The organism is Nocardioides ganghwensis (assembly GCF_014779655.1).
GTDB lineage: Bacteria > Actinomycetota > Actinomycetes > Propionibacteriales > Nocardioidaceae > Nocardioides > Nocardioides ganghwensis.
This window is the reverse complement of sequence record NZ_JACXYX010000008.1, coordinates 137811-151669: the sequence shown is the minus strand read 5'-3', so window position 1 is coordinate 151669 and position 13859 is coordinate 137811. Positions and strand designations below refer to the sequence as shown.

Below are 13859 nucleotides of genomic sequence, written 5' to 3'. Positions count from 1 at the left end.
GAAGCCCTCACTGCGACCCTCGCCGAGCGGATCATGGTGCTCGACGGTGCGATGGGCACGGCCATCCAGCGCGACCGCCCTGACGAGGCCGGCTACCGCGGAGAGCGCTTCGCCGACCACCCCAGCGACCTGGTCGGCAACAACGACCTGCTCACGATCACGCAGCCGCAGATCATCCGGACGATCCACGAGGAGTACCTCGCGGCGGGCGCCGACGTCATCGAGACCAACACGTTCAACGCCAACGCGATCTCGCTCGCCGACTACGGCCTCGAGGATCTGGCCTACGAGCTCAACTACGAGTCCGCGCGACTGGCCCGCCAGGCGGTCGACGCCGTCGCGACGGCCGAGCGGCCGCGCTGGGTCGCCGGTGCGCTCGGCCCCACCACGCGTACGGCCTCGATCTCGCCCGACGTCAACGACCCGGGCGCGCGCAACGTGACCTTCGACCAGCTCGCCGACGCCTACCTCGTCGCCGCCCGCGGACTCGTCGACGGCGGGTCCGACCTGCTGATGATCGAGACGATCTTCGACACCCTCAACGCCAAGGCGGCGATCTTCGCCGTCGAGACGTTGTTCGAGGAGCAGGGCCGCCGGTGGCCGGTCATCATCTCGGGCACCATCACCGACGCCTCCGGCCGTACGCTCTCGGGCCAGGTGACCGAGGCGTTCTGGGACTCCGTACGCCACGCGCGCCCGCTCGCCGTCGGCCTCAACTGCGCGCTCGGCGCGCGTGACATGCGCCCCTACGTGGCCGAGCTGTCCCGGCTCGCCGACTCGTTCGTCAGCGTCTACCCCAACGCCGGGCTGCCCAACGCGTTCGGCGAGTACGACGAGACGCCCGACCAGACCGCGGCGGTGCTGGCCGAGTTCGCCGAAGCGGGCTTCCTCAACCTCGTGGGCGGGTGCTGCGGCACCACTCCCGACCACATCGCCGCGATCGCGCAGGCCGTCGACGGCAAGGCGCGTCGCGAGCCGGTGCCGCACCGGCCGGTCATGCGGCTGTCCGGCCTGGAGCCGCTGACCATCACCGAGGAGAGCCTGTTCGTCAACGTCGGCGAGCGCACCAACATCACCGGGTCCGCGCGCTTCCGCAAGCTGATCAAGGACGGCGACTACGACACGGCGCTCAGCGTCGCCGCCCAGCAGGTCGAGGCCGGCGCCCAGGTCATCGACGTCAACATGGACGAGGGCATGATCGACGGCGTCGCCGCGATGGACCGCTTCCTCAAGCTGATCGCCTCCGAGCCCGACATCAGCCGCGTGCCCGTGATGGTCGACTCCTCCAAGTGGGAGGTCATCGAGGCCGGGCTCAAGTGCGTGCAGGGCAAGGCGATCGTCAACTCGATCTCCATGAAGGAGGGCGAGCAGGCCTTCCGCGAGCAGGCCCGCCTGTGCCGCAAGTACGGCGCGGCCGTCGTGGTCATGGCCTTCGACGAGGACGGCCAGGCCGACAACCTCGAGCGCCGCAAGGCGATCTGCGAGCGCGCCTACCGGATCCTCGTCGACGAGGTCGGGTTCCCGCCCGAGGACATCATCTTCGACCCCAACGTCTTCGCGGTCGCCACGGGGATCGAGGAGCACGCCACCTACGGTGAGGACTTCATCGAGGCGACCCGCTGGATCAAGCAGAACCTGCCGGGCGCCAAGGTGAGCGGCGGCATCTCCAACGTGTCGTTCTCCTTCCGCGGCAACAACCCGGTCCGCGAGGCGATCCACGCGGTCTTCCTCTACCACGCCATCCGCGCCGGCCTCGACATGGGCATCGTCAACGCGGGCGCCCTCGTGGTCTACGACGAGGTAGACCCGGAGCTGCGCGAGCGCATCGAGGACGTCGTGCTCAACCGGCGGCCCGACGCCGCCGAGCGGCTGCTCGAGATCGCCGAGGCGCACAACCGCTCGGCCGAGGCCGAGGAGGCCGCCGAGGACGAGTGGCGCGCGCTGCCCATCGGCGAGCGGATCACCCACGCCCTGGTGAAGGGCATCGACGCGCACGTCGAGTCCGACACCGAGATCCTCCGCCAGGAGATCGCCGCGCGGGGCGGCCGCCCGATCGAGGTCATCGAGGGCCCGCTGATGGACGGGATGAACGTCGTCGGCGACCTCTTCGGGGCCGGCAAGATGTTCCTCCCGCAGGTCGTCAAGAGCGCCCGGGTGATGAAGAAGGCCGTGGCCTACCTGATCCCCTTCATCGAGCAGGAGAAGCTCGACAACCCCGAGCTCGCGACCGCCAAGGACACCAACGGCACGATCGTCATGGCGACGGTCAAGGGCGACGTCCACGACATCGGCAAGAACATCGTCGGCGTGGTCCTGCAGTGCAACAACTACGAGGTCGTCGACCTGGGCGTCATGGTCCCCGCGCAGAAGATCCTCGACACCGCCGCCGAGGTCGGCGCCGACATCATCGGCCTGTCGGGCCTGATCACGCCCTCGCTCGACGAGATGGTCAACTTCGCCACCGAGATGCAGCGCCAGGGCCTCACGATCCCGCTGCTGATCGGCGGCGCCACCACGTCGCGCGCCCACACCGCGGTCAAGGTCGACCCCAAGTACGACGGCCCCGTCGTCTGGGTCAAGGACGCCTCCCGCTCCGTGCCCACGGCCGCCGCCCTGCTCCACGAGACCGGTCGCGCGAAGCTGATGGCCGACGTGCAGGCCGACTTCGACTCGCTGCGCACCCGTCACTCCGCCAAGAACGACCGCCCGATGGTCACCCTGGAGCAGGCGCGCGCCAACGCGACGCCCATGGACTGGAGCGACTACGAGCCACCGGTGCCGCAGCAGCTGCGGCAGGACCGCGAGCACGTACGGGTGCTGCGCGACCACGACCTGTCGGTCCTGCGCGGCTACATCGACTGGCAGCCGTTCTTCAACGCCTGGGAGATGAAGGGTGCCTTCCCCGACATCCTCAACAACCCCAGCTCCGGGCCGGCCGCGCGCAAGCTCTACGACGACGCCCAGGAGATGCTCGACCGGATGGTCGAGGAGAAGTGGATCCGCGCGCACGGCGTGATCGGCTTCTTCGCGGCCAACAGCGTCGGCGACGACGTCGAGCTCTACCTCGACGACGACCGCAGCCGCGTGCACGCCACCCTCCGCCACCTGCGGCAGCAGGGCCAGCACCGCGCCGGGGTGCCCAACCGCGCGCTGTCCGACTTCGTGGCGCCGAAGGAGACCGGCCTGCGCGACCACGTGGGCGCGTTCGCGGTGACCGCCGGCGACGGCCTGTCAGAGCGGGTCGCGGCCTTCCGCGCCGAGCTCGACGACTACAACGCCATCCTGCTCGAGTCCCTCGCCGACCGGCTGGCCGAGGCCTTCGCCGAGCACCTGCACGAGCAGGTCCGCAAGGAGCACTGGGGCTACGCGCCCGACGAGCAGCTCGACAACGTGGGGCTCATCAAGGAGCAGTACGACGGCATCCGTCCGGCGCCCGGCTACCCCGCCTGCCCCGAGCACACCGAGAAGCAGACCCTCTGGGAGCTGCTCGACGTCGAGCAGCACACCGGCATCGAGCTCACCGAGTCGATGGCGATGTGGCCCGGCGCGTCGGTGAGCGGCTTCTACTACTCGCACCCGCAGTCGCAGTACTTCGTGGTGGGACGGCTCGCGCGCGACCAGGTCGCCGACTACGCCGAGCGCAAGGGCTGGACGCTGGCCGAGGCCGAGCGGTGGCTCTCGCCCAACCTGGGCTACGACCCGGAGGACTGATGGCGCCATGGCGCTCAGTGCAGGCGCACCGCGCTCCGGGACGACGCAGTGCGCTGGGTGTGGGCGACCTTGCGGTCGGTCAGGACGACCCAGACCGCCATGGCGACGCCGGCGCAGACGGCGAAGAGGAAGAACAGGATGGCGAGCCCCGGATAGCCGAGGACCGTCCACTCCGAGGGGACACGCACGACCAGGGCCGCTCCGAGGATGGTGGCGGCGATGATGATGCCCAGCGTGACGCGGTTCGCGACCCGCTGGATCACCGTGTGGAGGCGCTCCTCGTCGATGGCCTGGACCTGGATCCGGAACTCGCCGTCCGCGAGCGAGTCCATGATGCGGTTGGCCCGGTTGGGAAGCTGGGCCATGAACGTCTTGGACTCGATCGCCGCGGCGATCAGCCCACCGGCGGAGACCTTCAAGCCCGCGGCGAAGATCTCGCTCACGTTGGTGCGGATGGCGACGGCGGGGGAGAAGCCGGGGTCGAGGTGCGACGTCGCCCGATCGAGGTTGAGCAGCGCCTTGCCGACCATCGACATCTCCGCCGGGGGGCGCAGTCCGTGGTGGCCGGACAGACGACTGAGGTCCATGAGCACCGTGCCCACCGAGACGTCGGAGCCGGCCGCGAGCGCTTCCGAGACGAGATGCGAGACGTCGTCCCGGAATGCAGCAGGGTCGAAGCCGTCGAGCGGATGGCCCATCGCGGCCAGGACCACGGCGGTCTCCTCCCCGTCACCATCGCTGATGGAGAGCAGGAGCTTGATGATGTCGTTCTGGATGCGGGGCGGCACGGATGCCGTCATCCCCAGGTCCAGCAGCGCGAGACGGTCGTCGTCGGTGAGCAGCAGGTTGCCCGGGTGCGGGTCGGCGTGCAGCACACCGGCATCCAGGATCATGTGGAGGTAGGCGCTGAACAGCTGCTCGACGATCGGCCGCACGTCGAGGTCCACGAGTCCCAGGCGGCCGATGTCGGTGACCTTGCGTCCCTCGACGTAGTCCATGGTGAGGATCCGCGACGTGCTGTACTCGGGCACGGGCTGCGGCACGACCAGCAGGTCGTAGGGCGCGGTCAGCTCGCCGAAGGTCACCAGGCTGCGGGCCTCCCGGCGGTAGTCGAGCTCCCCGGCCAGCGACCGGCGGAACTGGTCGAGCAGCCTGCCGAATCCGAACGTACGGCCCGCCTCGGTGCGGTTGTCCGCCACCGATGCCAAGCGCTCCAGCACTGCCATGTCCTCGCGGACCACGTCCCGGACCCCGGGGCGCTGCACCTTCACCACGACCTCCCGGCCGTTGCGCAGGACGGCTCGGTGGACCTGCCCGATCGAGGCGGCGGCCAACGGTTCCTCGGTGAACTCGCTGAATCGCTCCTTCAGGGTGGCGCCGAGCTCGGCTTCCACCACCTCGCGGACCGCGGCGAAGGGGAGCGGCTCGACGGAGTCCTGCAACCGCTCCAGGGCCGTCGTGTACGCCGGGGGGAGCAGGTCGAACCGGGTCGAGAGGAGCTGACCGAGCTTGATGAACGTCGGGCCCAACGCCTCCAGGTCCGCGGCGAAGGCGGTCGCCCGGTCGGCATCGCCGGCAGGAGCGTCGTCATCGACGTCGAACTCGTCCAGCTGGGCACCGGCCAGGAGGTCGGAGTGGCCGTGGCGGCGGACGAGCCGCGCGAGGGCGACGTACCGGTTGTCCTTCAGTCCTGTCATGGCGCAAGCATGCACGCGCCGCCGCCGGCTCGCACCGGGAGTGCCAGACAGCCGGAGTCGGCACGACTCGCAGGGCGGCTCGGGCCGTCGCAGGGCGAGCGGTCGGGAGAGTCGCGCCCTCGATAGGGTTGCGCCGTGACTCCAGCGCCGCCCTCCCTGCCCGCCGCAGTTCTCTGGGACATGGACGGCACCCTCGTCGACACCGAGCCCTACTGGATCGACACCGAGTACGCGATGGCCGAGAAGTACGGCGGCACGTGGTCGCAGGAGCACGCGATGAACCTCGTCGGCAACGCCCTGCTGGCGTCGGGCGACTACATCCGGGTCCACATGGGCATCGACCGCACGCCCCAGCAGATCGTCGACGAGCTTCTCGACGGCGTCGTGGCCCGCGTCGAGGTCGAGGTGCCGTGGCGCCCCGGTGCGCGCGAGCTCCTCGCCGACCTGCACGCCCGCGAGGTGCCGTGCGCCCTCGTCACGATGTCGTGGCAGCGCTTCGTCGCGCCGATCCTGGCCGAGCTGCCCGCCGACACCTTCGCCAGCGTCGTGACCGGCGACCGCGTCGAGCTCGGCAAGCCGCACCCCGAGCCGTACCTCCTGGCCGCGGCGGAGCTCGGGGTCGCCCCCGAGGTGTGCATCGCGATCGAGGACTCCAACACCGGCGCCAAGTCCGCGGTCGCCGCGGGGTGCACCGTGGTGTGCGTGCCCAACCACGTCCCGATCCTCGACGGGGAGCGGCGGGTCTTCGCCGATTCCCTGTCGGGTCTCGACGCGGCCGGCGTCGCCGCGCTCGTGGACGGGCACCTGGACAGGCAGGCGGAGATCCAGGCGGCCATCCAGACGGACGTCCACGCCGGTCCCGGGCGCGGTCGACACGTGACCCGACCGTGACCATGTCGCTGTGGCCCGGGTCACTTCCGGCGGTCTAGGGTGCTGAACACACCTGATCGATTACCGGACGGAAGGACCCCGGATGTCTGTGACACGCACCGTGGCGACCTGGACCACGGCTGTCCTGGCAGCCGCCACCCTGGCGAGCTGCGCCGAGAGCGAGCGAGACGACGAAGGCGGGAGCGGCAGCGGCGACGACGGCACCTTCGTCTTCGGTGCCGCCGGCGCCCCCGAGATGTTCGACCCCTTCTACGCCACGGACGGTGAGACGTTCCGCATCACCCGGCAGATGTTCGAGGGCCTCCTCGGCATCGAGCCCGGCAGCGCCGAGGTGGTGCCCGAGCTCGCGACGGAGTGGACGCCCAACGAGGACGGCACCGAGTGGACGTTCACGCTGCGTGACGACGTGACCTTCCACGACGGCGAGCCCTTCAACGCCGAGGCCGTCTGCTACAACTTCGAGCGGATGTTCGACCAGAACGAGGCCGGCCAGACCGCCGGCGAGTACTGGGGCTACGTGATGGGCGCCTTCTCCAACGACGCCGAGAACTCGCTCTACCAGGGCTGCGAGGCGACCGACGAGTTCGAGGCGGTGATCTCGATCAGCGGCCCCACCTCCGGCTTCCCGACGATGCTGACCCTCGAGTCGCTGTCGATGCAGTCGCCCAAGGCGCTCGAGGAGGGTGACGCCAACGGCATCGCCGCCGAGGGCGAGGGCTTCAGCTTCCCCGCCTACGCCGACGCCCCGGTCGGCACCGGCCCCTTCACCTTCGGTGAGTACGACGAGGCCAACGGCTCGATCACCCTCGCGCGCAACGACGACTACTGGGGTGAGGCCGCGCAGGTCAGCGAGGTCGTCTTCCGGGTCATCCCGGACGAGAGCACCCGTCGCCAGGAGCTCGAGGCCGGCAGCATCAACGGCTACGACCTGCCCAACCCGGTCGACTGGGCCGGCCTGGAGGAGGACGGCAACTCGGTCGAGGTCCGCGACCCGTTCAACATCCTCTACCTCGGCCTCAACCCCGAGGCCAACCCGCAGCTCAAGGACCTGAAGGTCCGACAGGCGATTTACCACGCCCTCAACCGTGAGCAGCTCGTGCAGACGCAGCTGCCCGAGGGCGCTGCGGTCGCCACCCAGTTCATGCCGGACACGGTGAGCGGCTACAACACCGAGCTCGAGCCCTACGCCTACGACCCCGACGAGGCCAAGCGACTGCTGGCCGAGGCCGGAGCCGAGGGCATGACGCTCAACTTCGCGTACCCGACCGAGGTCACCCGGCCCTACATGCCGGACCCGCAGAAGATCTACGAGGCCCTGCGCACCGACCTCGAGGCCGTGGGCATCAAGGTGAAGGTGTCGACCGCGTCCTGGAACGGCGGCTACCTCGACAACGTGTCCGGCGAGCCGGGCAAGTACGACGCCTACATCCTCGGCTGGACCGGTGACTACGACTCCGCCTACAACTTCATCGGCACGTTCTTCGGCAACCTCAAGGACAACGACTTCGGCACCGACGTCATGCCGTGGGGCAAGCAGCTGGCCGACGACCTCAAGGCCGCCGACGCCATCGTCGACGAGGACGAGCGCGGCGCCGCGTTCGAGGAGATCAACCGGCAGATCATGGAGGAGTACCTCCCCGGCCTGCCGATCAGCCACTCGCCGCCCGCCCTCGTGGTCGGCCCCGGCGTGGAGGGCGTGATCCCCAGCCCGCTGACGGCCGAGGAGTTCGACACCGTCTCCGTCGGCGGTGAGTGAGGCAACGACCGCCCCGTGACACGTGCTGTGTGAGTCAGGGGGTCGTCCCGCCGGGACGACCCCCTGACCCGCTCGTGCCTGAGGAGAACCATGCTTCGTTTCGTCGTACGGCGCCTGCTGCAGATGGTGGGCGTCCTGCTGGTCCTGTCGTTGCTCGTCTTCGTGTGGCTGCGCTCCCTGCCGGGTGGCCCGGTGTCCGCCCTGCTGGGCGAGCGGCAGACCGAGGCCCGGAGGGAGGCGCTGGAGCAGGCCCTCGGCCTCGACCAGCCCCTGCCCGTCCAGTACGTGCGGTTCATGCAGCGCGCCCTCCAGGGCGACTTCGGGGTGTCCACGCAGGTGCTCCCCGGTGAGGACGCGCTGGACATCTTCCTGAGTCGCCTCCCGGCGACGCTGGAGCTGTCGTTCTTCGCCCTCGTCATCGCCGTCGCCCTCGGCATCCCGCTCGGCTACGTCGCGGCCCGCCGCAAGGGCACCGCGCTCGACACGACCACGGTGATCTTCTCGCTGGTCGGAGTGGCCGTCCCGGTGTTCTTCACGGCGTTCCTGCTGAAGTACTTCTTCGCGGTGGAGTGGAACCTGCTCCCCGTCTCGGGCCGGCAGAGCATCGGGCTGGACGCGACCCGCGTGACCGGGCTCTTCGTCCTCGACGGGATCCTCACCCGCGAGTGGGACGCGGCCTGGGACGCCCTCAAGCACCTGGTGCTGCCCTCGCTGGCGCTGGCCACGATCCCGTTCGCGGTGGTCTTCCGCATCACCCGGGCCTCGGTGCTCGACGTGCTGGACGAGGACTACGTCCGCACCGCGGAGGCCAAGGGGCTCACGGCCCGGGTGATCCGCGGGCGCCACGTCCTGCGCAACGCCATGCTGCCCGTGGTCACCACCGTGGGCCTCCAGGTGGGCGCCCTGCTGTCGGGCGCGGTCCTCACCGAGACAGTGTTCTCGTGGCGTGGTGTCGGGCAGGCACTCGCGGAGGGCTTCCTGCAGAAGGACTACCCCGTGCTGCAGGTCCTGATCATGGCCGCGGCCGCGATCTACGTCCTCGTCAACCTGCTCGTGGACATCACCTACGCCCTCATCGACCCCCGGATCCGGACGAGGTGAGCCGCCATGACCTCTGAGACCCCCCAGCCGCCCCCCGGGCGCACGTCGTACGCCGACCGGCGCAAGCAGCGCCTCGACGCGCTGGCCGCCGCCTCCGCCGACGAGGAGGGCGGCGTCTCGCTGATCCTCAGCGCGTGGCGCCGACTGCGCCGCAACCCGGTCTTCCTCGTGGGCCTCGCGATCACGGTCACCTTCGTCGTGCTGGCGATCATCGCGCCGTGGCTCGCGCCGTACGACCCGGCGGCCCGCCCGCTCCTCGACGACATCCGGCCCCAGTCCAACCCCGTGCCCGGCCCCGAGCCCGGCCACCCGCTCGGTGGCGACGACAAGGGTCGCGACCTGCTGTCCCGCCTCCTCGTCGGCAGCCAGCAGACGCTGATGGTGGGGGTGCTGGCGACCCTGTTCGGCCTGCTCGGCGGCGTCACGCTCGGCACCATCGCGGGTGCGTTCGCCGGCTGGACCGACTCGCTGGTGATGCGGATCGTCGACGTGATGCTGTCCATCCCGTCCCTCCTGCTGGCGTTCACCATCGCCGCACTGGCCAGCAGCCCGAGCCAGTGGACGCTGATCATCGCCATCGCGACGGTCCAGGTGCCGATCTTCGCCCGCCTGCTGCGCGGGTCCATGCTGGGACAGCGGGCCAGCGACCACGTCCTCGCGGCGCGGTCGCTCGGTGTCAAGCCGCACGCGATCGTGTTCCGGCACATGCTCCCCAACGCGCTGGGTCCGGTCATCGTGCAGGCCACGCTGGTCCTGGCGGTGGCCATCATCGACGCGGCGGCGCTGTCCTTCCTGGGCCTCGGCAACCCCGACGACCGGCGGCCCGAGTGGGGTCAGATGCTGGGCGCGGCACAGCCCTACCTCGGGCAGGAGCCGCATCTCGCCTTCTACCCCGCGGCCTGCATCATCGTGGTCGCGCTGGGGTTCACGCTGATGGGCGAGTCGCTGCGCGAGGCCCTCGACCCCAAGACCCGGAGGTGAGTGCGATGAGCACGCAACGGATCCAGCCCGCCGCTCGACACGGCGAGCCGTTGCTCGCGGTGCGCGACCTGCGGGTGACGTTCGGCCGTCGCGGCGAGGAGCCGTTCCGCGCCGTCGACGGCGTCAGCTTCGACGTACGCCCCGGCCAGACCGTCGGCCTGGTCGGCGAGTCCGGGTGCGGCAAGTCCGTCACCTCGCTCGCGATCATGGGCCTGCTGCCCACCCGCGGCAACACCGTCGAGGGCTCGGCCGTCTTCGACGGCGAGGACCTGCTGTCGCTGTCCGCCCCGCAGATGCGCGACCGCCGCGGCGCGGACATCGCGATGATCTTCCAGGACCCGCTGTCCTCGCTCAACCCGGTCATCCAGATCGGGCGACAGGTCACCGAGGTGATGGAGCGGCACCAGGGCCTGAGCCGCAAGGAGGCGATGCCGAAGGCGGCCGACCTGCTGGAGCGCGTCGGCATCCCCGACCCGACCGCTCGCCTGGCCAACTACCCCCACCAGCTCAGCGGCGGGATGCGCCAGCGCGCCCTCATCGCGATGGCACTGGCCTGCCAGCCGCGGCTCCTGATCGCCGACGAGCCCACCACCGCCCTCGACGTGACGATCCAGGCGCAGATCCTGGCCCTGCTCAAGGAGCTCGTGGTCGAGACTGGCACGGCCATGGTGATGATCACCCACGACCTGGGCGTCGTGGCGGGGCTCTGCGACGAGGTCAACGTGCTCTACGGCGGCAAGATCGTCGAGCGCGGCGATCGCCACACCCTGTTCGCGCGGCCACGCCACCCCTACACCGTCGGCCTGCTCAACTCGATCCCTCGCCTCGACGCGCCGCGCGGCGAGGCGCTCTCGCCCATCCCGGGCTCCGTGGCGGACAACCTGCCGTGGGACTCCGCCTGCGCGTTCGCCCCGCGCTGCCCCAACGCACTCGACGTGTGCGTCCGGCAGACGCCCCAGTGGGACGGGGACGACGTGGTCGGCCTGCGCTGCTTCAACCCGATGGCGGTGTCTCGATGAGTGCATCGGCAGGGCTCGACGCAGCCCGCGGAGCCCGTACTGCCGCGCCGGGCGAGGTGCTCGTCGAGGTGCGCGGCCTCGAGGTCCACTTCCCGATCAAGAGCGGGATCATCTTCGACCGCACCGTGGGGCACGTACGCGCCGTGGACGGTGTCGACCTGACCATCCACCGCGGGGAGACCTACGGCCTGGTGGGGGAGTCCGGCTGCGGCAAGTCCACCCTCGGCAAGGCGATCCTCAACCTCGAGCCGCCCACGGCGGGCTCGGTGATCTTCGACGGGGTCGACATCGCCTCCCTCAAGGGCGAGGACCTGCGCAAGGAGCGCAAGCGCTTCCAGATGGTCTTCCAGGACCCGATGTCGAGCCTCGACCCCCGGCAGACGGTGGAGGCGCTCCTGCTGGAGGGCATGCGCGCCCACGGGCTCGACACCGACAAGGCCGCCACGCACGCCCGGTTGCGCGAGCTGATGTCGGCGGTCGGGCTGCCCCCGGCAGGTCTGAAGAAGTACCCCCACGAGTTCTCCGGCGGTCAGCGCCAGCGCATCGGCATCGCGCGGGCGCTCTCGGTGGGCCCCGACCTGATCGTCGCCGACGAGCCCGTGAGCGCCCTCGACGTCTCGATCCAGGCGCAGGTGATCAACCTGCTCCAGGACCTGCAGGACGAGCTCGGGCTGACCTACCTCGTCGTCGCCCACGACCTGGCCGTGGTGCGCCACATCAGCGACCGGATCGGCGTGATGTACCTCGGCGGACTGGTCGAGGAGTCCGAGGCGGGTGAGCTCTACGACGTGCCGCTCCACCCCTACACGCGCGCACTCATGTCCGCCGTACCCGTGCCCGACCCCACCGTCGAGGACTCGCGCGAGCAGATCCTGCTCACCGGCGACCTGCCCTCGCCGGCCAACCCGCCCACGGGCTGCCGCTTCCACACCCGCTGCCCCTGGCGGCAGGAGACCCGCTGCGACACCGAGCGGCCCGAGCTGCGGGTCGTGGAGGTCGCCGGTGCGTCGTCGGGACACCGGGTCGCGTGCCACTTCGCCGAGCAGATCGCGGCGGGGGAGATCGAGCGCCACGAGGTCGAGGCCGAGCTGGTCTCCGAGGGCTTCGGTGGTCCGGACGGCCCTCCGACGCCGCCCGAGGCGTACATCGCCCCCTGACCCTGCCCCTGCCCCCCTGCCCCTGCCCCCCTGCCCGCCTGCCCCTGCCCGCCTGTCCCCTCCCTTGCGTCATACGAAGGCGTACGTATGGGTGCGGGGCGGTATGACTGTGAGGATCGCCAACGCAGCCTGATGGTGCTGGGCTGTGGTTGGTGACCGCGGGTGTGACCCCCGGTATGACTGGCTTCGTGCCTTGCTGCGACCTGTCCGCTCGCGGTCACCGGCCCCGGCCCGGTTGGAGGAGCTGGCCTGATCAGGAGCTTGACCACCTGGCGTTAGCGGCGCCTGGCGTGTCTCATCACAGTCCTGCCGAGCCTCCGTCCCGGACCGGAACCACGTCCCGTCCGGCGAAGGAGAGAACGCATGAACAGTCTGACCGATCTACGCGAGGTGGTCGATGTCGTCATCGGCGTCGACACCCACGTCCACACCCACTCTGCGGCCGTAATCGACACCGCGACTGGTGGTGTCCTCGACGAGATCACCGTCGATGCAACAGCCCAGGGCTATGGCGAACTGGTGGAGTTCGCCAACAACCACGCGACGCTACGAGCGTGGGCGATCGAAGGCACCGGTGGTCACGGCGCCGGCCTGAGCCGGCACCTGCTGGAGTCCTCGGAGATCGTCATCGAGCTGGACCGACCGAAGCGCGCCGCGCGTCGCAACGGCGCGAAGTCCGATCCGCTCGACGCGATCCGCGCGGCACGTGAAGCGATGGCGCGACCGCGGTTGGGAACTCCCCGTAGCGGGGGCGAACGCCAAGCCCTGTCGGTGCTCTTGGCTGCTCGCCGTTCCGCGATCAGTGCCTCCACCGAGGCCCAGCAGCAGGTCTTCAGCCTGGTCATCGCCGCACCCGAACCCATCCGGGCCAGGTTCCGCGGCCAGAAGCTGGCCGCGATGCTCAACACCGCCGCGAACCTGCGAGTGCACGCCTCCTGGGACACCGAGACGACCAGCACCGTGGTGGCGCTGCGGACCTTGGCTCGTCGCGCGCACGCGATGCTGAAAGAGGCACGGGAGCTGCAGAAGCAGATGGTGGCCATCATCCGTAGCTGGCGTCCGGAGCTGCTCGAGGAGTTCGGTGTCGGACCGATCGTGGCAGCGACGGTGTTGTGCGCCTGGTCCCACCCCGGCCGTATCCATTCCGAGGCTGCGTTCGCGATGCTCGCCGGCGTGGCACCGATCCCGGCCAACAGTGGCCAGATCACCACCCGGTTTCGGCTCAACCGCTACGGCGACCGTCAGCTCAACAACGCACTGCACACCGTCGTCCAGAGCCGAATCCAGTACCAGCAAGCCACCCGGGACTACGTCGCTCGCCGCACCGCCGAAGGCAAGACCGGCCGAGAGATCAAACGCTGCCTTGCCCGCTACGTCGCCCGCGACCTCTACCGCCTACTCGAAAGCGGGCCCGCCACTGCTTGACGAACCATAGGAGCGTCGCTCGGCCCCCGCGTGCGGGCCACGTCATGCGGAGGCGTACGTATGGGTGCGGGTTCGTATGACGCAGCAGGGCCGGACGAGCGACAGCCGACCGACGGACGAG

9 protein-coding genes are annotated in these 13859 nt (G+C 70.1%); 8 read left to right on the top strand and 1 reads right to left on the bottom strand.

Annotated elements, in window-relative coordinates; all coding sequences use genetic code 11:
- Positions 1-33 precede the first annotated feature (33 nt).
- The gene (metH, locus tag IEZ24_RS11580) at positions 34-3711 is read left to right on the top strand and encodes a methionine synthase (RefSeq protein WP_242498408.1); all 3678 of its coding nucleotides are present in this window, start codon (positions 34-36) and stop codon (positions 3709-3711) included.
- Positions 3712-3725: 14 nt separating this feature from the next.
- Here the strand turns inward: metH and IEZ24_RS11575 are convergent, their stop codons facing one another.
- Entirely contained in the window at positions 3726-5408 is a 1683-nt protein-coding gene (locus IEZ24_RS11575) for an ABC1 kinase family protein (protein ID WP_129453966.1), read from the bottom strand.
- A gap of 135 nt (positions 5409-5543) precedes the next feature.
- Between IEZ24_RS11575 and IEZ24_RS11570 the strand changes: the two genes are divergently transcribed.
- From IEZ24_RS11570 to IEZ24_RS11540, 7 genes are all read left to right on the top strand, one after another.
- Positions 5544-6299 (top strand): HAD family hydrolase, encoded by a 756-nt coding sequence (locus IEZ24_RS11570; RefSeq protein WP_242498404.1) that lies wholly within the window; start codon positions 5544-5546, stop codon positions 6297-6299.
- A gap of 82 nt (positions 6300-6381) precedes the next feature.
- Positions 6382-8055, top strand: a complete 1674-nt coding sequence (locus IEZ24_RS11565) for an ABC transporter substrate-binding protein (RefSeq protein ID WP_129453967.1) — start codon at positions 6382-6384, stop codon at positions 8053-8055.
- Between the two features lie 90 nt (positions 8056-8145).
- Entirely contained in the window at positions 8146-9156 is a 1011-nt protein-coding gene (locus IEZ24_RS11560) for an ABC transporter permease (RefSeq protein ID WP_129453968.1), read from the top strand.
- A gap of 6 nt (positions 9157-9162) precedes the next feature.
- The gene (locus IEZ24_RS11555) at positions 9163-10137 is read left to right on the top strand and encodes an ABC transporter permease (RefSeq protein ID WP_129453969.1); all 975 of its coding nucleotides are present in this window, start codon (positions 9163-9165) and stop codon (positions 10135-10137) included.
- 5 nt (positions 10138-10142) lie between these two features.
- Positions 10143-11156, top strand: a complete 1014-nt coding sequence (locus tag IEZ24_RS11550) for an ABC transporter ATP-binding protein (RefSeq protein ID WP_129453970.1) — start codon at positions 10143-10145, stop codon at positions 11154-11156.
- Positions 11153-12313, top strand: a complete 1161-nt coding sequence (locus IEZ24_RS11545) for an ABC transporter ATP-binding protein (RefSeq protein WP_129453971.1) — start codon at positions 11153-11155, stop codon at positions 12311-12313. Before IEZ24_RS11550 ends, IEZ24_RS11545 begins: the two co-directional genes overlap by 4 nt.
- Before the next feature lie 363 nt (positions 12314-12676).
- Positions 12677-13738, top strand: coding sequence for an IS110 family RNA-guided transposase (locus IEZ24_RS11540; protein ID WP_165356002.1), 1062 nt, complete (start codon positions 12677-12679; stop codon positions 13736-13738).
- Positions 13739-13859: the final 121 nt, after the last annotated feature.